20 protein-coding genes and 1 tRNA gene are annotated in these 21,829 nt (G+C 43.9%); 19 read left to right on the top strand and 2 right to left on the bottom strand.

Features of this window, described 5'->3' with window-relative positions:
• Nucleotides 1-115 precede the first annotated feature (115 nt).
• The 14 genes from tnpA (at nt 116) to BQ9856_RS17690 (ending at nt 14,599) form a co-directional block, all read left to right on the top strand.
• Complete coding sequence (gene tnpA, locus BQ9856_RS17755) at nt 116-544, top strand: IS200/IS605 family transposase (protein WP_077609580.1); 429 nt, start codon at nt 116-118, stop codon at nt 542-544.
• Between the two features lie 271 nt (nt 545-815).
• Nucleotides 816-889, top strand: a tRNA-Arg gene (locus BQ9856_RS17750).
• A 335-nt stretch (nt 890-1,224) separates the two neighbouring features.
• Nucleotides 1,225-2,082, top strand: a complete 858-nt coding sequence (locus tag BQ9856_RS17745) for a serine hydrolase (protein WP_077612226.1) — start codon at nt 1,225-1,227, stop codon at nt 2,080-2,082.
• Nucleotides 2,024-3,109 (top strand): dipeptide epimerase, encoded by a 1,086-nt coding sequence (locus BQ9856_RS17740; RefSeq protein ID WP_077612225.1) that lies wholly within the window; start codon nt 2,024-2,026, stop codon nt 3,107-3,109. Before BQ9856_RS17745 ends, BQ9856_RS17740 begins: the two co-directional genes overlap by 59 nt.
• A 59-nt stretch (nt 3,110-3,168) precedes the next feature.
• Nucleotides 3,169-5,103, top strand: a complete 1,935-nt coding sequence (locus tag BQ9856_RS17735; RefSeq protein WP_077612224.1) for a peptide ABC transporter substrate-binding protein — start codon at nt 3,169-3,171, stop codon at nt 5,101-5,103.
• Nucleotides 5,104-5,243: 140 nt separating this feature from the next.
• Nucleotides 5,244-6,185 (top strand): ABC transporter permease, encoded by a 942-nt coding sequence (locus BQ9856_RS17730; protein WP_077612223.1) that lies wholly within the window; start codon nt 5,244-5,246, stop codon nt 6,183-6,185.
• On the top strand, nt 6,182-7,168 hold the full coding sequence (locus tag BQ9856_RS17725; RefSeq protein WP_077612222.1) for an ABC transporter permease: 987 nt from the start codon (nt 6,182-6,184) through the stop codon (nt 7,166-7,168). Before BQ9856_RS17730 ends, BQ9856_RS17725 begins: the two co-directional genes overlap by 4 nt.
• 11 nt (nt 7,169-7,179) lie before the next feature.
• Nucleotides 7,180-8,232 carry an ABC transporter ATP-binding protein gene (locus tag BQ9856_RS17720; RefSeq protein ID WP_077612221.1) on the top strand — a complete coding sequence of 351 codons (1,053 nt, stop codon included), beginning with the start codon at nt 7,180-7,182 and terminating at the stop codon, nt 8,230-8,232.
• The gene (locus tag BQ9856_RS17715) at nt 8,232-9,164 is read left to right on the top strand and encodes an ATP-binding cassette domain-containing protein (protein ID WP_077612220.1); all 933 of its coding nucleotides are present in this window, start codon (nt 8,232-8,234) and stop codon (nt 9,162-9,164) included. Before BQ9856_RS17720 ends, BQ9856_RS17715 begins: the two co-directional genes overlap by 1 nt.
• Nucleotides 9,165-9,715: 551 nt before the next feature.
• Complete coding sequence (locus BQ9856_RS17710; RefSeq protein WP_077612219.1) at nt 9,716-10,756, top strand: DNA cytosine methyltransferase; 1,041 nt, start codon at nt 9,716-9,718, stop codon at nt 10,754-10,756.
• A gap of 25 nt (nt 10,757-10,781) precedes the next feature.
• Nucleotides 10,782-11,864: a DUF262 domain-containing protein gene (locus BQ9856_RS17705; RefSeq protein ID WP_159442027.1), complete on the top strand. Its 1,083-nt coding sequence runs from the start codon at nt 10,782-10,784 to the stop codon at nt 11,862-11,864.
• Complete coding sequence (locus BQ9856_RS17700) at nt 11,865-12,605, top strand: MAE_28990/MAE_18760 family HEPN-like nuclease (RefSeq protein WP_077612217.1); 741 nt, start codon at nt 11,865-11,867, stop codon at nt 12,603-12,605.
• Between the two features lie 232 nt (nt 12,606-12,837).
• Complete coding sequence (locus BQ9856_RS17695; protein ID WP_235839245.1) at nt 12,838-13,731, top strand: C40 family peptidase; 894 nt, start codon at nt 12,838-12,840, stop codon at nt 13,729-13,731.
• Entirely contained in the window at nt 13,706-14,599 is an 894-nt protein-coding gene (locus BQ9856_RS17690) for a serine hydrolase (RefSeq protein ID WP_328587255.1), read from the top strand. The genes BQ9856_RS17695 and BQ9856_RS17690 overlap by 26 nt, the downstream gene beginning before the upstream one ends.
• Here BQ9856_RS17690 and BQ9856_RS17685 read toward each other — a convergent pair.
• Nucleotides 14,544-15,260 (bottom strand): YjjG family noncanonical pyrimidine nucleotidase, encoded by a 717-nt coding sequence (locus BQ9856_RS17685; RefSeq protein ID WP_077612215.1) that lies wholly within the window; start codon nt 15,258-15,260, stop codon nt 14,544-14,546. The genes BQ9856_RS17690 and BQ9856_RS17685 overlap by 56 nt on opposite strands.
• Before the next feature lie 220 nt (nt 15,261-15,480).
• On the opposite strand from BQ9856_RS17685, the gene BQ9856_RS17680 reads away from it, so the two are divergent.
• The 5 genes from BQ9856_RS17680 (at nt 15,481) to glyA (ending at nt 21,435) form a co-directional block, all read left to right on the top strand.
• A complete protein-coding gene (locus BQ9856_RS17680; protein WP_077612214.1) occupies nt 15,481-16,368 on the top strand; it encodes a substrate-binding domain-containing protein in 888 nt (295 codons plus the stop codon).
• Between the two features lie 220 nt (nt 16,369-16,588).
• Nucleotides 16,589-17,359 carry a M48 family metallopeptidase gene (locus tag BQ9856_RS17675; protein WP_077613433.1) on the top strand — a complete coding sequence of 257 codons (771 nt, stop codon included), beginning with the start codon at nt 16,589-16,591 and terminating at the stop codon, nt 17,357-17,359.
• A complete protein-coding gene (locus tag BQ9856_RS17670; RefSeq protein ID WP_077612213.1) occupies nt 17,331-18,383 on the top strand; it encodes an MCP four helix bundle domain-containing protein in 1,053 nt (350 codons plus the stop codon). Before BQ9856_RS17675 ends, BQ9856_RS17670 begins: the two co-directional genes overlap by 29 nt.
• Nucleotides 18,343-20,061: a single-stranded-DNA-specific exonuclease RecJ gene (recJ, locus tag BQ9856_RS17665; protein WP_077612212.1), complete on the top strand. Its 1,719-nt coding sequence runs from the start codon at nt 18,343-18,345 to the stop codon at nt 20,059-20,061. The genes BQ9856_RS17670 and recJ overlap by 41 nt, the downstream gene beginning before the upstream one ends.
• Nucleotides 20,062-20,187: 126 nt before the next feature.
• Nucleotides 20,188-21,435, top strand: a complete 1,248-nt coding sequence (glyA, locus tag BQ9856_RS17660; RefSeq protein WP_077613432.1) for a serine hydroxymethyltransferase — start codon at nt 20,188-20,190, stop codon at nt 21,433-21,435.
• A gap of 106 nt (nt 21,436-21,541) precedes the next feature.
• On the opposite strand, the gene BQ9856_RS17655 is transcribed toward glyA, so the two are convergent.
• Nucleotides 21,542-21,712, bottom strand: a complete 171-nt coding sequence (locus tag BQ9856_RS17655; RefSeq protein WP_077612211.1) for a DUF1540 domain-containing protein — start codon at nt 21,710-21,712, stop codon at nt 21,542-21,544.
• Between the last annotated feature and the right edge of the window lie 117 nt (nt 21,713-21,829).

Below are 21,829 nucleotides of genomic sequence, written 5' to 3'. Positions count from 1 at the left end.
AGCTATGCTGGGGAGAATAGTGTAAGTGGAAACGGTGAGGATATAACGAAAAAGCCTCCTATGATAAAATGAGAATGGTGTCGCAAGCCAAACTCAAAAATAGGAGGCAGTCCCAATGGACAATAAAAGTTTATCACACAGTAGATGGAAATGCCAGTACCACATAGTATTTATTCCAAAGTATCGGAAAAAGCAACTATACGGACAAATAAAAGAAGATGTACGAGAAATACTTGGTACGCTATGCAAGTATAAAAATGTAGAAATAATAGCAGGAGCAGTATGCGTAGATCATGTACATTTAAGCTTAGCAATTCCGCCGAAGCTTAGTATATCAAGTTTCATGGGCTATTTGAAAGGAAAAAGTACGCTGATGATTTATGATAGACATCCAGAATTGCAGAGTAAGTGGAATAAAGCGTTTTGGTCGCGAGGATATTATGTAGAAACCATTGGTAATATAACCGATGAAGCAGTACAGAAATACATTAAAGAGCAAGCAGAAGAGTCGCGCAAGGAAGACATGAGAAGTACCGCTTTTTAGCGGACCAGTAAGGATGCTTGCGACACCGCCCTATTGGGCGAGCAGTAAGAAAGCCCTTATTAGGGCTAATATCAAACCACCAGTTGAACTGGTGGTTGCTGACTAGAATAAAAAGTCAGGGGTGGCCGCCGAACACGCTGTCCACTTCTGCCATGATACGGCTTTTACAAATTATGGATAGGATAATGGCAGGAATTTTTATAATAAGTGAAATCCACCACTTTACAAATATAAGAAATAGGTGTATATTAACTCATGTATATAGTACAACGCGTCGGTAGCTCAGTTGGATAGAGCGTCTGGCTACGGACCAGAAGGCCGCGAGTTCGAATCTTGTCCGACGCATGGAAAGAACAGTTTTTGTCATTTTTATAAAAACTGTTCTTTTTTTCTTCTATTTTGACGGAAAACTTAAGAAAATAATGCCAGAAGTGCAGCCATGAAAAAGAATAAAGGAAATGTCATAATTTTCTTAATTGCAACCCGTCTTTTTTTCGCCGGATGGCTGCATTTGCTTAAATTATAGCTTGATTTTTTTCAAAAACTTATTATACTTATACATAGAACTTTAGAAAAGTTTAGAATCAGGTGCGACGAGGTGGCTGTAGACAGTAGGTGCAGTGCCTCTTTTTTTATATAAGGTTGTCAAGTATGGCCGGCTGGGAGTTTAACGAATATTTATGAGAGATGAAATTATAAGGAAATTGGAACGGCTTCCGGGAAAAATCAGTTTTTTATATGAGAATCTGGAGACAGGAGATGTGATTTCTTATCACGAAAAGGAACCGGTGATGGCGGCCAGCGTCATCAAATTATTTGTTATGGCGGCGATTTTTGAAAGAATGGAACAGGGACTATTGGATCCGGAGAAAATATTTTCCATAAAAAGAGAGGATTGCGTTCCATCCTGCGGGGCACTTACCTACCTTCATGACGGAATATTGGTAACGGCGATGGATTTAGTCACATTAATGATTATTTTCAGTGACAATACGGCTGCCAATGTATTGATTGATTATCTGGGAATGGAGCAGATCAATGGAACGATCAAAGCTCTTGGCTTTGAGCAGACGCTTCTCCAGAGAAAGATGTACGACGTTTTAAGGTCCCGCCGGGGGATCCAGAACTACATAACTGCGTTTGAAACAGGCAGGCTTTTCAAAATGATGTATGACGGAACACTGATCAGCAGGCAGGCCAGTGATAAGATGATCTCAATTTTAAAAAACCAGCAGCTTTGCAGCAAGATTCCATTTTATCTCCAGGCTCTTCCGGAAGAGCCGGAGATCGCTCATAAGACCGGGGAGGATACAGGGATCACCCATGACGCAGGGATTATTTATGGTAAAAAGCCGTTTTTGGTCTGTTTCTGCGGAAATGAGACGGATACTCCGGCTTTTGAGAGGGTCATGGCTGAGATTTCTTTGGATTTATATTGTGAGGTCAATAAAGAGGCTTCGGAAAACGAGGGGAACCGGAATGAAAATTGTAAAGATAGAAACGGCGGAGGTCAACATTCCGCTGGTGACACCGTTTAAAACAGCGCTTAGGACCGTGGACAGCGTAAATGATATTGTGGTGAGGATCACAACCGATGATGGACAGGCCGGATTTGGAGAAGCGCCTCCTACAGCGGTGATCACAGGAGATACCAAGGGCTCGGTCCGCTGTGCGATTGAGGAGTTTATTGCCCCCAATCTGATCGGGATGGAGATTGAGAATCTGGACGGGATCATGAAGAAGCTTCATGGATGCATTTTAAAGAACACCTCGGCCAAGGCTGCGGTGGATATGGCTGTTTATGATCTTTTTGCAAAATCCTGCAATAAGCCGTTATATAAGATATTAGGCGGCAGAAGGGCAGAGATTGAAACAGACTTAACCATCAGCGTCAATGATATTGAAGAGATGGTTTCTGACAGCTTAAAGGCTGTGGCACAAGGCTTTCATATCCTGAAAATCAAGGTGGGGAAAGAGGGCAGTAAGGATGTGGAGCGGATTAAGGCTATTCGTCAGGCGGTGGGGCCGGATATCAAGCTTCGTATTGATGCCAATCAGGGCTGGCCGGCAAAGGAGGCGGTTCGGATTATACGGTCCATGGAAGATATGGGAATTGAGATGGATTTAGTGGAACAGCCGGTAAATGCCCATGATTTTGAAGGGATGAAGTTTGTAACCAGTCAGGTACATACGCCGGTCCTGGCAGACGAGAGCGTGTTTTCTCCGGAGGATGCCATACGCATTATCCGGGAGCGCGCGGCGGACTTTATAAATATTAAGCTTATGAAAACCGGAGGTATTTATGAAGCCTTAAAAATCTGTTCCATTGCGGAAAGCTTTGGAGTGGAATGCATGATCGGATGTATGCTGGAAAGCAAGATCGCAGTCAGCGCAGCGGCACATTTGGCTGCGGGGAAGGGAATCATCACCCGGGCAGATTTAGATGGCCCATCTCTTTGCAGGGAGGACCCTTATATCGGAGGCCCTGTTTTTGATGGCCCTAAGATTCTTATGAACGAAGAGCCCGGAATGGGAATCAGCGGGGTTCCGGCATTTTATGACTGATTTTTAACAAGGCACTAATCCCGCACGGGTTAGAATATTAGGAAAATGAAGGAGGATTTATGAAAAGAAGAAGATTAATGGCTGCAATGCTATGTGCAGTTCTTGTTGCTTCCACAGCATTGAGCGGCTGCGGTGGGAAAAAAATAGCGGGAAACGGTTCCCAGGCCGCAGGAAATGAAACCGGAGCGGCGGAGAGCGGGAAGCCGGCGGTGTATACCAGACTGTATGGAGCAGAGGTTACGACCTTGAATTATCTTGTTTCCGCGACAACGGAAGACCAAAGACCTGCGGCAAACTGTATTGATACCTTAATTGAATATGACAATAAGGGGCAGATTAAGCCCGGACTTGCCACGGAATGGAGTTATGATGAGGCTTCTTTGACATGGACCTTAAAGCTGCGTGAGGCCAAGTGGGTGGATAATACAGGGGCTGAGGTTGCAGACGTGACGGCTCAGGATTTCGTAGATGCCATGAAATATGAACTGAATCCGGAGTATGAGAGTGCCAATGTGCAGAACCTGTTTGGAGTGATTGCCAATGCTGAGAGCTATTATAATGGGCTGGCCTATAATGGCGGTGCCGATGAGGAAGGCAAGGTTTGGGAGCCCATTGATTTTTCCGAGGTAGGCGTAAAGGCAGTGGATGACCATACCCTTACTTATACTTTGGAAAAAGAGGTTCCCTATTTCTTAAGCTCCCTGGCTTATGTGGTATATATGCCGGCCTACGGTCCTCAGCTTGAGGAACTGGGAAAGGATTTCGCCACCGGCGCAGATAAGATGTATTACAACGGTGCTTTTTACCTGGAAGAATTTTCTCCCCAGGAGAAGAAGATTTATAAGAAGAATCTTTTAAATTATGATGCGGATATGGTTTACCTTGATGAAATGCAGTGGATATACAATGCGGAGTACAATACCATAGGACCTGAAATGGTAAAGCGTGGGGAAGCAGATTATGCGGAAATTTCCTCTGATATTCTGGATGATTGGATGAATGGGGAAGAAACCAGGAATTTAATCAGCCGTGAGCGGCCAAAGACCAGCTATTCTTATTTCTACTGCTTTAATTTTGATCCACAGTTTGATGCCGCGTATGAGCCGGAGAACTGGAAAAAGGCGGTGAACAATGAAAACTTCCGTAAGGCATTATTCTCAGGCTTAAATAAGACAAAAGAGGTAGCTGTTCTGGAGCCGGGTACTCCCGATGATTTTGTGATCAATTCCATTACACCGGCTAATTTTACATTCAATGCAGATGGGGCGGATTATACGACGGTCGGCGATATGGCGTCGCTGGGGCAGACCTTTGATGAGGCAAAGGCTAAAGAATACCGTGACCTGGCAAAGGAAGAACTGACGGCTGAAGGCGTTACGTTCCCTGTTAAGGTTCTGATGCCTTATAACCCATCCGAAGTCAATTGGGATAAGGCATGCCAGGTAGTGGAGCAGCAGATGGAAAGCCTGCTGGGCTCCGATTTCATCGATATCATTGTTGAGGCCGGCCCTGCAGATGGATTCTTAACGGAAGTACGCCGGAACGGCAAGTTCGCATTAATGAAATGCAACTGGGGCGCTGATTATGCGGATCCTGAGACCTGGACCGATCCATTCTACCAGTCAAAGGGCGAGGAAGGATATGATCCGGGATACAAATACGGAAATATCGCAAAGGCCATTGAAGAGGGGACCCCTTCCGCAGAGGCTGCTCTGGAGTACTTTACTCTGGTAGAGACCGGCAAGGATATTAAGGTGGATATCAATGCCCGTTATGAGGCATTTGCGAAAGCAGAAGCAAGCCTAATAAACCATGCTTTTGTTCTGCCCTTCAGCATTTCTGTCAGCAAATACGTTTCTGACAAGCTGGATGTATTTGAAGGCCAGTATGCGCCGTTTGGGGTATCAAACCTTCGGTACAAAGGCCAGCATCTTCTGGATCATTATGTATCCATGGATGAGTTTAAGGCCAACCGGGAGGCAAATGCGAAATAAACAGTAGTATTGATCGCCGGACCATTGGACCGTAAGGCCATGGCCCGGCGGAAAAATACCGTCTGAAAAGGATGTACCGGAGCGTACGTCTTCTTCCGAGAGTATTTTTAAAAAGAAAACACAAAGGAGCCATGAAACTGATGTTAAAGTATTTAGGTAAAAGAATTGCGCGCTCATTTCTTACGCTTATCATTATTCTGACCGTGGTGTTCTGCCTGCTTCGTCTCATGCCAATTGAGGGGTATTTCCAAAATTTCGACAAGATGACACCTCAGCAGATACAGGTGGGCTTAAAGGAGATGGGGCTTAATGATCCCCTTCCGGTTCAGGTCATTCATTTCTTTCAAGATCTGCTTCACGGTGATTTAGGTGTGTCCAGGATCTACCGTTCCAATGTGCCGGTATCTGATATTCTGGCGGATAAGGTTCCGGTCTCCATTAAACTGGGCATCTGGTCCATGATCGTATCGCTTTTTGCGGGGCTTCCGATGGGGGCTTTGATGGCGCGTTATAAATATAGATGGTTCGATAAGATCGGGACTCTTTTTATCGTCTGCATCCAGGCGGTGCCGGCTGCGGTTTATTTTCTGTATATCCAGCTTTACGGGACCCAGATGCTTGATGTGGGCCTTTTGTTCCAGATTGATGACCCCAAGTACTGGGTCCTTCCGGTCGTTTCCATGTCTCTTGGCAACCTTGCCTTCTACGGTATGTGGCTGAGGCGCTATATGGTGGATGAAAGCAATAAGGATTATGTAAAGTTAGCCAGGGCAAAGGGCATGTCTGAGGGCGGTGTAATGTTTAAGCATATTTTCCGCAATGCCTTTGTACCGTTGGCCCAATACATACCGACCGCATTTTTAAATACGGTAATCGGATCGATTTATATTGAATCTTTATACAGCATTCCGGGAATGGGAGGACTGCTTGTTACGGTCATTAAAAAGCATGATAATACCATGGTTCAGGGCATTGTTCTGCTCTATGCCTGCGTGGGCGTGTTAGGTCTTTTGTCCGGCGATCTGCTCATGGTGCTGTTAGATCCCAGAATCAGCCTGGGAAAGAAGGAAGGTGACAGATGATGAAGCAGTTTTCTTACCGCCATTCAAAAGAAGCGGAATTCATGGAAAATATGGAAGAAGCGGAACTGTTTTCCTTTGCCGGATTTAATGAGTCAGAAGTGGAGAAAACGGGATACAGCAATTACTCCTACTGGAACAGCACGTTCCATGCCTTCTTAAAGAACCGTGGGGCATTCATCCTTCTGGTGCTTTTGATCCTGCTTTTGGCCTTTACGTTTATTCAGCCCTATCTGCCGGGGCAGTACGATCCCAATAGGATCATCAATGATGCAGGCGGAATGCAGTTCCGCAACATACCTCCGGGAAAAGAATTTATTCTGGGCACCAATTCCATCGGCCAGGACTTGTGGGCCAGGATCTGGGCGGGTACCAGGACCTCTCTGCTCATCGGATTGTCGGTCGCCCTTGCAGAGGCGGTCATTGGCATAACCGTTGGCGTGATCTGGGGTTATGTGAGAAAGGCTGATTTCATTCTGACGGAAGTTTATAACATCATTGATAATATCCCGAATACCATTATTCTGATTTTGATTTCTTATATTTTAAAACCCAGTATGCTGACTCTGGTTTTTGCCATGTGTCTGACCGGCTGGATACAAATGGCCCGGTTTATCCGGAATCAGATTCTCATTATCCGGGACCGGGATTATAATGTTGCCAGCCGCTGTCTGGGAACGCCTGCCGGCCGGATCATCGTGAAAAACCTGCTTCCTTATCTGGTATCCGTGATCATGCTGCGCATGGCACTTACCATTCCGGCTGCCATTGGAAACGAGGTGTTCATCACCTATATCGGTCTGGGACTTCCGGTGAATATCCCAAGCCTCGGCAACCTGATTAACGAAGGAAGGGCATTAATTACCAGCCCGGCTCTGCGGTACCAGCTGGTTTATCCGACGATCATTCTTTCTTTTGTCACCATTTCGTTTTACATCATCGGCAATGCCTTTTCAGACGCCGCTGATCCGAAGAATCATGTTTAAGGAGGGACGGCATGAACAGCGAGAAGATTTTAGAGGTAAACGAACTGGATATTAAATTTGAACTGAGGGGGAAGATTCTCCATGCCATCCGGGGGATTTCTCTGGATTTATACAAAGGAGAGATTCTGGCAATCGTGGGAGAATCCGGCAGCGGCAAGTCTGTTTTCACCAAATCCTTTATGGGGCTTTTGGAGAGAAACGGCTGTGTGGATGGCGGAAGTACTGTTTACCATGGGGCTGATGACGAAAAGGAAATTGTATTGACCGCAATCAAGCGGGAAAAAGACTGGCGGAAGATTCGGGGGCGTGAAATCGCCATGATCATGCAGGATCCCATGACCAGCCTAAACCCCTTGAAGAGCATTGGGGTGCAGATTATGGAGGCTGTGCTGCTTCATCAGACGGTGAGCCGCGGGGAAGCAAAAAAACGGACGCTTCAATATTTAACGGATGTGGGGATCCAGGATCCGGAAAAGAGGTTTCATCAATATCCCCATGAGTTTTCCGGCGGAATGCGTCAGAGGGTGGTGATCGCTATTGCGATTGCCTGCAATCCCCGGGTCCTCATTTGCGACGAGCCGACTACGGCTTTGGATGTGACCATTCAGGCCCAGATTCTGGGCCTGATCAAGGAACTGCGGCATAAATACAGGCTTTCCGTTATTCTGATCACCCATGACCTGGGCGTTGTGGCAAACATTGCGGACCGGGTAGCGGTCATGTATGCCGGTGATATTGTGGAGATCGGTACCTGTGAGGATATTTTCTACGATGCAAGGCATCCTTATACCTGGGCTCTGCTTTCCTCCTTGCCTCAGGTGGGAGTAAAGGGGACGGACCTGTTTTCCATTCCGGGCACACCGCCTAATCTTTATGCCGAGGTAAAGGGAGATGCATTTGCCCCCCGTAATCCACAGGCTCTTAACATTGATTTTGTAAAGCGGCCTCCTTATTTTGAGGTATCGCCTACCCATAAGGCAAAGACCTGGCTGTTGGATCCCAGGGCGCCGAAGGTGGATCCCCCGGCTGTGGTCCGCAAAATCAGAAATGGAGGTCTGTTCTGATGGAACGTGAAGTATTATTGGATGTAAAGGATTTGGATGTGACATTCGGAGATCGCAGAAAGAAATATGAGGCGGTAAAAAAAGTAAATTTTAAGATATACAAGGGCGAGACTTTTGGCCTGGTAGGAGAATCCGGATCAGGAAAAACTACCATTGGCCGGGCTATTATGCGAATCATTCCCAGCTCCGGAGGCGATATTCTTTATAAAAGCCAGAAGATTAACGGAAAGATCCCGGCAGAGCTGGACCGGAAGGTGATAAAGGAAATTCAGATGATCTTTCAGGATCCCCAGGCTTCGTTAAATGAAAGAGCCAAGGTGGATTATATCATAAGCGAAGGGCTGATGAACTTAGAAAAGGGGTTAAGCGAAAGCGAAAGGAAAAAGCGGGTGGATCAGGCCCTTCTTGACGTTGGGCTGCTGCCGGAATTCGCATGCCGTTTTCCCCACGAATTTTCCGGCGGACAGAGACAGCGCATCGGAATTGCGCGGTCCCTCATTATGAATCCGGAGTTTGTCATTGCCGACGAACCGATTTCTGCCTTGGATGTGTCCGTACGGGCCCAGGTTTTAAATCTTCTTGCGGATATGCAGAAAAGACGGCAGATCACCTATCTGTTCATTGCCCATGACCTTTCCGTGATGCGGTTCATCACGGACCGGATTGCGGTAATCCGCAAGGGAGAGATCGTGGAAATGGCGGAAACAGAGGAGCTGATCACCCATGCCATCCATCCTTACACCAGAGCCCTGCTTTCCGCAATTCCCATGCCGGATCCAAAGCATGAGAAGGAAAAAAAGCTGTTGGTTTATGACCCGTCTGTCCACGATTATTCGTCGGATCTGCCTTCCTGGCAGGAGATCAGGCCGGAACATTTTGTTCTGGCGAATAAGAAGGAAGAGGCGGAATATAGAAAATTGTACAGAGTTTGAATAGACAGAAACAACGCTACAGCCCAGTAAAATCAAGGCTTGTAGCGTTGCTTTTTTGCATATGGCTTCTGCATTTGTAATTGTGTATATGTGGTTAGCAAGAAGGAATTAATTCATGAATTGGTGCAGGAATTGCTAATGACACAGAAAATGCAGATAACGCTCCATGAGGTGAACGAGCGGTTTGAGAGTCGAAAGTCTTACTTACCAAGGTTGGACTAGAGGATATGCGAAATGAATGTCTGGATATGTTAAAAGCAATGACCTGGATGTTAGACAGTGACAAGTATTTATGGCAGGATAATATTGAAAATGTCCCTACCAAAGAGTAAGGGCATTATCAGTAACAAAAGCAGAGCCATTGTTCAAGGTCAGGAAGAATCAAAGCTCTCAAAATAGATTACTAGGAAATGCAATTCTGCCAGCCATGTTTGGTATATTACGAAGAAAATAATAAATGTTTTACAGCTAATAAAAGAATTACATTGACCAGATATGTTTTTTGAGATAAAATTATATTGGTATTTTATACAAAAAAGGAGGTGAAACTAATGCCGTGTGTTGCGATTGATCTTTTTTGTGGGATAGGCGGATTAACAAAAGGATTATCATTGGCTGGAATAGATGTGGTAGCTGGATATGATATTGATGGAAGCTGTCGGTTTGCATATGAAAAGAATAATAAAACTCGCTTTATAAATGAAGATGTAACAAATATTATGGCTTCGGAAATAAATCAACTCTATCCACAAGACTGTATTAGGGCATTAGTTGGGTGTGCTCCTTGTCAACCCTTTTCAAGATATTCAAGTAGATATAGAAAAAATGGGAGAATAGATGACAAATGGCGGTTATTATATTCTTTTGAAAGATTGATACGTGAGTTAATGCCGGATATTGTTTCAATGGAAAATGTTCCCAATTTAGTAAATGAAGAAGTGTTTAATGACTTTTTGCATACATTAGAGGAATTCGGATATTTTATTGATTGGAATGTAGTTTATTGTCCGGATTATGGAGTGCCACAGAATAGAAAAAGATTAGTTTTATTGGCTTCGAGACTTGGAGAAATACATTTGATACCGCCTATATATAATAGTGAAAATTATCCAACGGTTAGAATGGCTATAGGAAATTTACCAGCAATTAGAGATGGCGAAATTTATGAGGGAGATTCCCTTCATAGATCAAGTTCATTATCAGATATTAATCGTCAGAGAATTGTGCAGTCTGTTCCAGGTGGAACATGGAGAGACTGGAGTGATGATCTGCGTTTAGACTGTCATAATAGGAAATCAGGTTTAACTTATCCATCAGTGTATGGAAGAATGGAATGGGATAAACCTTCTCCGACAATAACAACTCAGTTTTATGGATATGGGAACGGACGTTTTGGACACCCTGAACAAAATAGGGCAATATCATTGAGAGAAGGTGCTATTTTACAGTCATTTCCTGATGATTACATATTTATTGACGAGGAACATCCTGCAATAAAAAGAGAATTGGGGATTCATATTGGAAATGCGGTACCTGTTGAATTAGGCAGGGCGATTGGTGTTAGTATTCAGCAACATTTACAGATGTTATAAGATGAATACAAGAGAAGGAGTATATATGAAAAATGGGAAAGGAAATGTTGTGAAATTGGAATCTGAGGTTATTAAATCGGCACAACAGATAAGTGAAAAGAAGCAAGATATAAAATTTGATACAAGGGACTATGTTATTAACTATTTGATTCAGCAATATGAATCTGGTAATTTTTATATACCTTTGGAATATCAAAGAAATTTTATTTGGGGAGATAAAGAAAAGTGTTTCTTTATTGAATCAATTTTGATGGGACTACCTATTCCTTTTATGTTTTTTGCAGACACAGATGACGGTAGAATTGAAATTGTTGATGGAGCACAAAGGACTCAGACATTAGTACAATTTGCACAAAATGATTTAGAATTGAATGATTTGAAAATTCTAACAGACTCGAATGGATTTAAATTTGAGGATTTCGATCCTGCAATTCAAAGAAGGTTTTTGAATACTAATATACGTGTAGTATTTCTAGAAGAAGGAACAACTGAAAAAGTTAGGCAGGAAATTTTTAAAAGAATCAATACCGGAGGAATTCCAGCAACTCCAACAGAAACAAGGAGGGGATCATTTGAGGGAGAATTTAAAAACTTCTTGGAAGAGTGTGTTAAAAATAAAAAATTTAATAAATTAGCTCCTAGAACTAAATTAACAGAGGATAGATACGAAGGTTTTGAGTTAGTATCAAGATTTTTTGCATATGTTGATAACTACAATAATGATTTCATAGGTTACAATGGAAATGTGACGGAATATATTGATAATTATATTGATAAGCAGAATAAATCTTGTGAAACCAATAAAGAAATATTGGATGATTATAAACAAAAATTTGAAAATATGTTAGATTACGCAGAGCTTTTTTTAGGAGCGAGAGGATTTCGTAAAACTATATCCTCCAAGTCAACTCCAAGAGCGAGATTTGAAGCATTAGCTATTGGAATTTCATTAGCTATTCAAGATAAGCCAGATTTAGAAGTAAAGGATGCTTCTTGGATAGATGAAGATGAGTTTTCCAAACGAACTAAATCAGATGCAGCGAATAATAAAAGTAAACTAATAGGAAGAATTCAGTATGTAAAAGATAAGTTACTTATGGGAGAATAAATGATTGCGTTTAAGGATACATATGAAAGTAGAAAAAAAGAAATAGAAGAATTTATTGAATTGATGAAATTCCTTGAGAAAAAAGAGTTTTCAAAGAAAGACGATATAAGTGAGTTTTCAAGTTTTTTTTATCAAGGAGAGGATAGAATTAGCTTAACATATCAATCACTAATAAACATACTTAAGTCTAATGTGTCGTTAATGATTTATAATATTATTGAATACACAATTACAAACTTAATGGATAGCATTTATGACGAAATTCGGATACATGGGCTTACATATGTTGATGTCAATGAATGTATACGTGCTTTATGGAGAAAAAACATACTCAAATCTACAAATGATCCTAATGCAAATTTTAATACATTTTTAAGAAAGAATGAAGAAATAATAGATAATATTATAGATAATGTTACATTAGATATACATTCCAGAAGTTCATTACCTGCAGGAAATTTAGATGGGATATCTATAAGGCAAACTTTTGAATCACATGGAATTATGATATCAACAAACAGTAGGAATTATAGGCCGGATATTTTAAATAGTATTAAGACTCAAAGGAATAATTTAGCACATGGTTCAGTTTCATTTACTGATGCAGTTCGCATGGACGCAATTTCAGATATTGAGAGTAACGAAAAATTTGTAATTTCTTTTTTGGAAGAACTGATTGAAACTGTTATTGATTATATTGATCATGAAATGTATAAAGTAAATAGTTCAAAAATAGTATGATTCTATTCTGATTCTAACATTCTTTTGAACGAAAAGAAATATAAAATAATACATAGAATTCAGCTCATTAAATAAACAAAACAGAAATAAATATATCTGAAAAAGAAAACTATGAGCTAAGACTGAATATAGCAGTAAAAAGGGGCAGCGGTCGGAAACGCTGCCCTTGATGCACCGGGAGGCGGAATAAAACGTTTTCCGGCAGATGGAAAGCAGATTTCAGGAGGTAGAGATGGAACGGTATGGAATAATAAAAGAACCAATAGTCACCATATGGGAAAGACCTGCAGAGACCAAAGAAAACAAGTTGAAAACCGTGGTGTCGGCCATCGCGGATGAAGGACTGTATGGTATGGGATTGATGATTATAGGAGAGCCGGTGCAGGGATTTTATCCTGTCAGGATGTTTTATGATTATCCGGGTTATTGCAGGGAAGAGGATATTGCTGTTGTGGATCTGGATGAGCTTAAGAACTGGGAACAGAGCGGTCTTATGGTAATAGATGGGGGATACGTGGATATCCTGTCGGTCCCGGCGGTTCAGGGAGTGCGGCTTTTAAGCCTGTACCGGGGCTCTCTGATGAAGGTACTGGCTTTTGATTCTGAAGTGGAAGGCTGGGCCAGGGTGGAGCTTCTGGACGGGAGCATTGGCTATATGAGAAGCCAGTATTTAAGGAAAAAGGAATTTTCCCAGTCCGGACTGTGGACAAATGAGCTTCCACAGAAAAGGATTGTGGATGAAGCTGCTTTTCGAAAAGCAGTGATCCGGACGGCAAAGCAGTATTTAGGGACCCAGTACCGTTGGGGAGGAAGGTCTACTGCCGGCATTGACTGTTCGGGGCTGACTTCGGAAAGCTATCTTTTAAACGGCATCCTGATTTACCGGGATGCGAAAATAGAACCAGGCTTCCCGGTGCATGAAATCCCAAAGGATGAAATGCTGCCTGGAGATCTTATGTATTTTCCGGGGCATATTGCCATGTATCTGGGAAATGGAGCCTATATTCACTCAACAGGAAAAGCTGGCAGCAGCGGTGTGGTGATCAGCAGTTTAAATCCCGAAGCAGAGGATTACCGGCCAGACCTGGCGGAAAGCTGGTATGCATCGGGAAGTATTTTTAAATAATCAGGACGAAAGGTTGGATAAAATGGATTCCAGACTTACTTTAGAGAAACGGATTGAAGCAGAGATCATGAGTTATGATGGGAAAATGGGAATTTATCTGGATGATTTTCATGGTAATGTGATCGCTGTCCATGCGGATGAGACGTTTGAAACCGCAAGTACGATCAAGACCTTTATTCTGGCTTGTCTGTTTGACCAGGTGGAAAAGGGAAATGCAAGCCTTGAGGATATGATGGAATATAAAAGGGAGCATGTGACAGATGGAAGCGGGGTACTTGCGGCATTGGAGCCGGGGGCGGTGCTGCGGGTAAAGGATGCAGCTGCTTTCATGATCATCGTCAGCGATAACATTGCGACCAACATGATCATCGATTATCTGGGACTGGATACGGTTAACCGGTGCATTGAAAAGCTCGGCTGCAGGGACACGGTGCTTTACAACCCGATTCATTTTGATCGGTATGACAGGCTGGGAACCAGTACACCAAGGGATTATGCCGGCATTTTTACACGCCTTGTAAGAGGGGAGCTTATCAGTGCCAGGGCAGATCATCAGATGCTGGAAATTTTTAAGAAGCAGCATTATAACAGCATGATTACCAAGGATTTTCCTCCTTTTTATATGGACAGTGATAATACGGATGATATCCTGATCTCCGTAGCCTCCAAGAGCGGAAGCATGAATGCATGCAGAAATGACGGGGGAATTGTATTTACCCCTTATGGACCTTATGTGATTGTGATGTTCCATAAGGAGTTTTCAGACGCCATGTATTATCCGGCCCATCCGGCTGCCGTGTACGGGGCCAGGGTCAGCCGGATGATTCTGGATCAGTTTCTGGCGTTGGAGGGGAGATTTTTAAATTGATCAGTTCCGAAATATCTCTTATTGTATGGGTCGCATTCGAAGGAACCGGTTTTTCCGAACGCAGGAAAAGGCAGGAGTCCATGCCGGCATCTGCAGCTCCCTTGATATCAGAGGAGATGCTGTCCCCTACCATGACTGCCTTTTCTTTTTCAAAATCCGGAATGTTGTTAAAACAATATTCGAAAAAATAAGGAGACGGTTTTTCATATCCCACTTGTTCCGAAATGAACATTCCATCGAATAAATCATGGATTCCGGCGTTGGTAAGCCGTTGTATCTGGGTGCTATAAACGCCGTTGGATGCAGTATATAGTTGTTTTCCCATTTTTTTTAACTGTAGCAGCGTTTCTTTCACATTCGGAATAAGATCGGAGCTGTCTCCTAAAAGTCTGCGGAAACGGGCCTCAGCCTCTGTACCGCTGGCTTCTATTTGATAAAGCCGGAAGAATTCGCCAAATCGTGTATTCAATAACACATCCCTGCTTATCTTCCCCTGCTCCAGCAGATCCCAGAGGTTCCGGTTTAATTTCTTATATTCTTTTAACATCCCGCTGTCATATTCTACCCCATAGGATTCAATCACCTTTTTCAATCCCCGTTTCTCGGCGGCGTCAAAGTCTAACAGTGTGTTGTCGATATCCAGTAAAAAAGTCTGATACATAGGTTCGTTCCTCCATTCAGCGGTCATAAATATTTTCTATTGTATAAAAGTATAATAATGAAATATTGTACATTCTAATTATAAAAAACGCAAGAATATTCGCATCCGAAAGCTTAAGACATAAATTCCGTGTAATATCAATATATTAAATCAGAGAATGGAATGATGAGCGGAGGTATTTTAATCATTAGGATTAGAATTGAGGTGATTGAACGTGAGCATGAGAAAGCTGCAAATAGATCCGGATACAAATTTGGGGGAACTGCTGGTTTATCTGATTACGTTGGATAAGGTAGAGGTATTTTCCAATCAGCTTAACACAGGGGCATCGGACATGGCGAAGCTGACAGGAATTAACTATATATGGGATGCACCTGCTGCAAGAGTAGTTGAAGAACAAATAAGTGTCATACGTCAGGCAGTAGCAAATGGTGCGGATTTGATCATGCTTCAGGCATTGGATACAATCAATGTTTCAGTCGCTGTGGAGGAAGCGAAAGCAAGTGGTACAAAGATAATATATGTTGACGCGCCGGCTGTGGAGGAGGCGATCGTGATACTTGCAACAGACAATTACAGCGCCGGGCAGATGGCAGGAGAACTAATGATCAACCAACTTGAATCAGAAGGCATCTTAAGCGGACCCATCGGTGTCATTGACGGAATTCCGGAGATGACGACAAGACTGAACCGGCAATTTGGTTTTCGTGACATAATTGTGAGGGATGGCAAATATCAGTTACTGCCGACACGGTATGCACAGGGGAATCCCGTTGATATCCAAAATTCCACAGAGGCTTTTATAAATGAAAATCCGGACCTGGCAGGATTATTTGCCACGTATGAAGGTGCCACCATAGGTATGGGATATGCTTTAATGGACATGAATAAGCCAATCATTGGAATTGGATTTGATATTGCTGATGTAATCAGAGATATGATAAACAATGATGTTTTAATAGCTACTTTGGTTCAAAACCCATATACCATGACCTGGCTTGGTATGGCGCAAGCGATAGCAGCTTTAACTGGAAATGAAACAGGACCAAGATTTATTAATACCGGAATTTCCATGGTTACGAAGTATGGAAGGAACGTTATTACATAAGTAAAAGCACAATAGTTATATTAATCAGCTTTGCATTAAAAAAGGGGATCCGGACGGAAGCATACGGATTCCTTTATTCAGGTTATGGAACCAATAAAATAATATCCGGTGTTTCGGCCTTAAAAGGATTGTTTCTTTTGGATTTTTTCGCTATAATGGGGGATACGGACTTAAAAGCTGTAAAGTAAAATACGAAATGAAAAGGCTGGTAATAGTATGCATGGAATCAGGTAATCATAATGACGGAAAAGAAGCAGGCATTCTTATCTTTGATGATGGGAGCATAAGTTCATACCGGATCATAAAATCAGACAGGCGGACCACGGCCCTGCAGGTTACAAAAAGCGGAGAAATTGTGGTGAGGATTCCGCGGCGTCTGCCTTACCGGTCCGGACATGAGCTGGCGGAGAAGAACAGGAGCTGGGTTTATGCCCAGATAAAAAAAGTCCGGTCTGCATTAAAAATAAAGGAAATGTTTCACTGGACAGAGGGAGCAGTTGTGCTCCTTTACGGAAGAGAGCGGGTTCTGCACGTGGAACCTGATTTTGGAAATAAGGGCTTTTCAGTTCTTGAGGTGAATGAGAAAATGCTCATTTCCGGTCCCGTGGACCCCAACCCAGGTCCTGGGGCAGAGGCGGTTATTAAGGAAGTCATGAAGCGGTTCTACCGGAAGGAGGCCAGGCGGTATCTGGAAGAAAAAGCCACGCGGTGGGCGGTGCGTATGAATCTGGACTATGGCCGCATTGCGGTCCGGGATCAGGCGACCAGGTGGGGAAGCTGCAGTACAAAGGGAAATTTAAATTTTAACTGGAGGCTGGTTCTTCTGCCGGAGGAACTGGCCGATTATGTGGTGGTGCATGAACTGGCACACCGCATTCATATGAATCATTCCAAAGCCTTTTGGGAGGCTGTGGAGAGGGAATTACCGGATTACCGGTTAAGAAGGAGAAAATTAAAGAACTATGAAGATGAAATCGATCAGAAATATTAAAATAAAGACAAAGCTCCTGCTGTTGGGCGGGATCAGCATTTTTGGGCTGGTTTTTATAGGTATGGAATCCATTATAACAGCAAGGCAGATCAATGAGGCCAGTACGGAAATGTCCCAGTCCTGGGTTCCTTCCATCATCATTGCGGAAGAACTGAATACAAGGACATCGGACTACCGCATCAAGGAATACAACCATGTCATCTCAACGGATCAAAAGGATATGGACCGCCTGGAAGAGGAAATGGTCCGGATACGAAACGATATCAATGCTTCGTTTCAAAAATACGATCACTATATTGCGGATGAAACGGACCGGAAACTGATGGAGGAGGCAGAAGGCAGCTGGAATAAGTATTTGGAATGCAGTGACCGTCTTCTTAAAATAAGCCGTGAAAACCGCACGCAGGAAGCTTTTGATATCATCATCGGGGAGTCCGGCCGGCTGTTCGAGGATGCCAGCAATGGATTTATGAAGGTGGTGGATTATAACCACGAGGGATCGGAGGCGGCCAGCATCCATGGAGATGAGCTGTATGCAAGGCTTGCAAAAATAAAGATCATTACCATCTGCCTGGTGGGGGCGCTTATATCCATTTTGGTTATTTATATCATAAATGCCATTGATAAGCCCGTTAAGGCGATTGTAGAAGGCACCAGAAGGGTTGCCAATGGAGATCTGGATGTATACCTTCCATACCGTTCCGAAGATGAAATCGGAGTTTTGACGCATTCCGTCAACCAGCTTATTGACCGTCTTAAGCACATCATAGATGATGAAAAATATTTGCTGCGGGAAATAGGAAATGAAAATTTTGAAGCGAAATCCACGTATGAACAGGCATACAGGGGAGATTTTGCGCCGATCCTCTATTCCATTACCAGCCTGATGAACCGGCTTGATGCGGCGAAGAAGCGCAAAGGGAAAGCAATGGAGGAAGAGGAAATATTGGCCGGGAAGGCCGCTTGCAAGGAGATAAAGAAATATGACAGCAGAGAAATGGATGCTCCAGACGAAGAGGGCTGATTTTAACGAGATGGCGAGAAGCCATCATATATCACCGGTAACGGCGAGGATTATACGAAACCGGGATGTGGTCGGCCGTGAATCGGTGGAAAAATATCTCCGGGGCGGATTAAAGGATTTATACAGTCCCCATCTGCTTAAGGATATGGACCGGACCGTGGCGATCCTTAAGGAGAAGACCGAACAGTCAAAGCCCATAAGGATCGTAGGCGATTATGACATTGACGGGGTATGCTCCACCTATCTTTTGTACCGGGCCCTGACCCAGGTGGGGGCTGTGGCGGATTATGAGATACCGGACCGGATAAAAGACGGGTATGGTATCAACGAATCCATAATCCGGGCTGCGGCAGAGGACGGCATCGATACCATACTTACCTGCGACAACGGAATCGCTGCAATCGAACAGATCAAGCTTGCAAAGGAGCTGGGACTCACAGTTCTGATCACGGATCATCATGATATCATACAAGAGGATGAAAAGGATGTCCTGCCGCCGGCGGATGCAGTGGTGAATCCGAAGCAGAAGGAATGCCGGTATCCCTATCCGGAGATATGCGGAGGAATGGTGGCCTATAAGCTGGTCCAGGCTCTTTATGAGGCATATGGCGTTCCCCTGGAGAAATGGCTTGAAATGCTGGAATTTGCCGCCATAGCAACGGTAGGCGATGTCATGAAGCTGCAGGATGAGAACCGGATCATTGTAAAGGAAGGGCTTAAGCGGATCGGGCGGACCAAGAGCCTGGGGCTGTTAAAGCTTATCGAAAAGAATGATCTGGATAAGGACCGGATAACCGCCTATCAGATCGGATTCGTAATCGGGCCCTGTTTAAATGCCGGAGGCCGCCTTCAGACAGCAAAGCTGGCCTTATCCCTGCTCTTATGCCAGGATGAAGAGGAAGCAGACCGAATGGCCCTTGAATTGAAGGAACTCAATGAACAGCGTAAGGATATGACAAAGCAGGGGACGGAGGAAGCCGTCCGGCAGGCAGAGGAATTTTACATAAATGACAAGGTTCTGGTGGTATATCTTCCGGAGTGCCATGAATCCCTGGCGGGTATCATCGCCGGGCGGCTGCGGGAATATTTTCAAAAGCCTGCATTTGTTCTCACGGATGGGGAGGAATGTGTCAAAGGCTCCGGCCGTTCCATTGAATCCTACCATATGTTTGACGCACTGGTAAAGGTAAAAGAACTGCTGCTGAAATTTGGGGGGCACCCTATGGCAGCCGGTTTATCCCTTTTAAGGGACAATGTGGATGAATTCCGCAGGCGTCTAAATGAACAGGCAGAACTGACAGAAGCGGATTTCATACGGAAAGTCTGGATTGACGTGCCGATGCCATTAGAATACATAAATGAACCTTTGATTGAAGAACTGGATATTTTAGAACCCTTTGGCCAGGGCAATGAAAAGCCTCTGTTTGCTCAAAAAGGCCTTTATATCCGGAGTGTGCGGGTTCTGGGCAAAAACAGGAACGCCGTGAAATTTTCTCTGGCTACGGAACGGGGGCTGCCAATGGATGCATTGCTGTTTGCTGACGGGGACTCCTTTCTGGAGGAACTGGGAGAAAACCGGATTCTGGATGTTATCTATTATCCCGCCGTGAATGAATATAATGGAAATAAGACATTGCAGATTGTGATAAAGAATTATAAGATTCCGGAAGGGAACTGACGGGAGCAAAAATGTGAAAGGACAAGGTGGAGGAAGAGAAAACCTTGACATTCTGAGGAAGAATGTTTTATAATCAACCACAACGGAAAAGTGGAAATATTCAAAAGGAAAAGTGAGGGAATGGACATGGTAAATGAAGTAATGAAGTTTATCACCGGCTATGACAGGGAAGTAGGAGATGCCATTGAGAAGGAGTGCGCACGCCAGAGGAGGAATCTGGAGCTGATCGCATCAGAGAATATTGTTTCCGAACCGGTTATGATGGCGATGGGAACCGTGCTTACCAATAAGTATGCGGAGGGGTATCCGGGAAAGCGCTATTATGGCGGCTGTGAGGATGTGGACATTGTTGAGACAATTGCCATAGAACGGGCGAAAAAAATATTTGGCTGCGATTATGCCAATGTTCAGCCCCACTCCGGAGCTCAGGCCAATATGGCAGTCTTTCTTGCCATGCTGCAGCCGGGCGATACGGTTATGGGGATGAACTTAAATCATGGCGGTCATTTGACCCATGGAAGTCCTGTGAACTTTTCCGGTTTGTATTTTAATATTATTCCTTATGGCGTCAATGATGAAGGATTCCTTGACTATGATGAGATGGAAAGGCTTGCTGTCCGGCATAAGCCGAAATTGATCGTTGCCGGTGCCAGTGCATATGGAAGGACCATTGATTTTAAGAGATTCCGTGAGGCAGCGGATAAGGCGGGTGCCTATCTCATGGTGGATATGGCCCACATTGCCGGTCTTGTTGCGGCAGGACTTCATCAAAGCCCGATCCCTTATGCGGATGTAGTGACCACAACTACCCACAAGACCCTGCGCGGGCCAAGAGGCGGGATGATTTTAGCCAATCAGGAAGCGGCGGACAAGTTCAATTTCAATAAAGCCATTTTCCCGGGAACACAGGGTGGTCCTCTGGAACATGTGATCGCAGGGAAAGCCGTCTGCTTTGGGGAGGCTTTAAAGCCTGAGTTTAAGATCTATCAGGAGCAGGTAGTGAAAAACGCAAAGGCTCTGGCTGCTGCCCTTGTGAAACAGGGATTTCATATCCTGACAGGCGGTACGGATAACCATCTCATGCTGATCGATTTAAGGGGCATGGAGGTAACCGGTAAGGAGCTGCAGAACCGCTGCGATGAGGTTTATATCACCTTAAATAAGAATGCGGTGCCAAATGACCCCAGAAGCCCGTTTGTTACCTCCGGTGTCCGTATCGGAACTCCGGCCGTTACCTCAAGAGGCTTAAAGGAAGAGGATATGGAAAAGATTGCGGAGTGCATCTGGCTGGCGGCTACGGACTTTGAGAATAAAGCCGATTATATCAGGAGCGAAGTGACAAAGATCTGCGATAAATACCCGCTTTACGAATAAAAAAGATAAGCTGCTGTATGGATTATCCTGCAGCGGCTTTTTATAAAAATACTGCGCGGCATCGGTCCGCGCAGTATTTTTGGAGGAAATTACAGTGGCTGGCTGTTTATGCTTCGTTTTCAAAGGATTCGCAGTCGGTACACTCTTTCGTAGTTGGATTGCTTTCGTGAGTTCCAACCTTAATTTTATCCAGGGTGCAGTAGTCCTCGACCTTGGCATGGAAAACGCAGTTATCGATGGAACATTCAATGCTTTCGTTTTTGTCGCTTTCTGACATAAAAACCCTCCTTCATTAATTATTACATCTATTATTTTGGACGAAAACGATTAAATTATAATGCCAATTTTTTCTTTAAAAATGAGCGTGTAATATACTGAAAAAAAGGAGTGAAAA

Source organism: Clostridium sp. Marseille-P2415, from assembly GCF_900155545.1.
In the GTDB taxonomy this organism is placed as follows: domain Bacteria; phylum Bacillota; class Clostridia; order Lachnospirales; family Lachnospiraceae; genus Lacrimispora.
Note: the sequence above shows the minus strand (reverse complement) of the source record. Positions and strands in the feature narration are given on the sequence as shown.

Bases quoted from the DNA above. Each gene is read 5' to 3' on its own strand.
- tnpA (WP_077609580.1), top strand. From the start codon at position 116: ATGGACAATAAAAGTTTATCACACAGTAGATGGAAATGCCAGTACCAC.
- BQ9856_RS17745 (WP_077612226.1), top strand. From the start codon at position 1,225: ATGAGAGATGAAATTATAAGGAAATTGGAACGGCTTCCGGGAAAAATC.
- BQ9856_RS17740 (WP_077612225.1), top strand. From the start codon at position 2,024: ATGAAAATTGTAAAGATAGAAACGGCGGAGGTCAACATTCCGCTGGTG.
- BQ9856_RS17735 (WP_077612224.1), top strand. From the start codon at position 3,169: ATGAAAAGAAGAAGATTAATGGCTGCAATGCTATGTGCAGTTCTTGTT.
- BQ9856_RS17730 (WP_077612223.1), top strand. From the start codon at position 5,244: ATGTTAAAGTATTTAGGTAAAAGAATTGCGCGCTCATTTCTTACGCTT.
- BQ9856_RS17725 (WP_077612222.1), top strand. From the start codon at position 6,182: ATGATGAAGCAGTTTTCTTACCGCCATTCAAAAGAAGCGGAATTCATG.
- BQ9856_RS17720 (WP_077612221.1), top strand. From the start codon at position 7,180: ATGAACAGCGAGAAGATTTTAGAGGTAAACGAACTGGATATTAAATTT.
- BQ9856_RS17715 (WP_077612220.1), top strand. From the start codon at position 8,232: ATGGAACGTGAAGTATTATTGGATGTAAAGGATTTGGATGTGACATTC.
- BQ9856_RS17710 (WP_077612219.1), top strand. From the start codon at position 9,716: ATGCCGTGTGTTGCGATTGATCTTTTTTGTGGGATAGGCGGATTAACA.
- BQ9856_RS17705 (WP_159442027.1), top strand. From the start codon at position 10,782: ATGAAAAATGGGAAAGGAAATGTTGTGAAATTGGAATCTGAGGTTATT.
- BQ9856_RS17700 (WP_077612217.1), top strand. From the start codon at position 11,865: ATGATTGCGTTTAAGGATACATATGAAAGTAGAAAAAAAGAAATAGAA.
- BQ9856_RS17695 (WP_235839245.1), top strand. From the start codon at position 12,838: ATGGAACGGTATGGAATAATAAAAGAACCAATAGTCACCATATGGGAA.
- BQ9856_RS17690 (WP_328587255.1), top strand. From the start codon at position 13,706: ATGCATCGGGAAGTATTTTTAAATAATCAGGACGAAAGGTTGGATAAA.
- BQ9856_RS17685 (WP_077612215.1), bottom strand. From the start codon at position 15,260: ATGTATCAGACTTTTTTACTGGATATCGACAACACACTGTTAGACTTT.
- BQ9856_RS17680 (WP_077612214.1), top strand. From the start codon at position 15,481: ATGAGAAAGCTGCAAATAGATCCGGATACAAATTTGGGGGAACTGCTG.
- BQ9856_RS17675 (WP_077613433.1), top strand. From the start codon at position 16,589: ATGGAATCAGGTAATCATAATGACGGAAAAGAAGCAGGCATTCTTATC.
- BQ9856_RS17670 (WP_077612213.1), top strand. From the start codon at position 17,331: ATGAAGATGAAATCGATCAGAAATATTAAAATAAAGACAAAGCTCCTG.
- recJ (WP_077612212.1), top strand. From the start codon at position 18,343: ATGACAGCAGAGAAATGGATGCTCCAGACGAAGAGGGCTGATTTTAAC.
- glyA (WP_077613432.1), top strand. From the start codon at position 20,188: ATGGTAAATGAAGTAATGAAGTTTATCACCGGCTATGACAGGGAAGTA.
- BQ9856_RS17655 (WP_077612211.1), bottom strand. From the start codon at position 21,712: ATGTCAGAAAGCGACAAAAACGAAAGCATTGAATGTTCCATCGATAAC.